Origin of the sequence: Pseudomonas brassicacearum (assembly GCF_003732265.1) — a bacterium.
Classification (GTDB): domain Bacteria; phylum Pseudomonadota; class Gammaproteobacteria; order Pseudomonadales; family Pseudomonadaceae; genus Aquipseudomonas; species Aquipseudomonas brassicacearum_D.
In genome coordinates, this window is record NZ_MOBK01000246.1 from 1 (window position 1) to 554 (window position 554).

Below are 554 nucleotides of genomic sequence, written 5' to 3' on the forward strand. Positions count from 1 at the left end.
GAAAGAACTGCCCGCGCAACTGGAATCGGTCGACCTCGCCAAACGCCTGCCGAAAACCTCGTCGCGTTACGTCGAAATCAGCGATGCCAGTCACTTCACGTTCATGGCGATCTGCAAACCTGGCGCCGTGGCCATGCTCGACAAAGACGTACCGGGCGACAGCATTATCTGCACCGATGGCGACGGCGGTCGTCCACGTGCAGTGATTCAGCAGCAGGTGATCTCCCTGATCAGCGGGTTTCTGGCGCAGTCACCTGCCCCCTTGAAACAAGCCATCACCTACAAGGATCCGCAATAACAATGCTCACGCCCTCCCCTCAGACCTTCCGGGGCAGTTGCCTGTGCGGCGCCGTGAAATACCAGATTCGCTCACGGCCCAAAGCGCTTTCGCACTGCCACTGCAGCCAATGCCGCAAAAGCCACGGCGCGGCATTTGCCAGCTACGGCAGCGTGCTGCGCCAGAACCTGGAATTGTTGGAGGGTGCCGACCAGCTGAAGTCGTATCAATCTTCGCAATCGGTACAACGCCAGTTCTGCACGCACTGTGGCTCGTC

General features: G+C 59.4%; 1 protein-coding gene and 1 pseudogene. Both read left to right on the forward strand.

All coding sequences use genetic code 11. The annotated features are described in order from the left end of the window. Positions 1–298, forward strand: a pseudogene (locus BK660_RS31085) (dienelactone hydrolase); the annotation flags it as partial. A gap of 2 nt (positions 299–300) precedes the next feature. Then, a partial coding sequence (locus BK660_RS31090) for a GFA family protein (protein WP_148057517.1) occupies positions 301–554 on the forward strand: 254 nt, incomplete at its 3' end.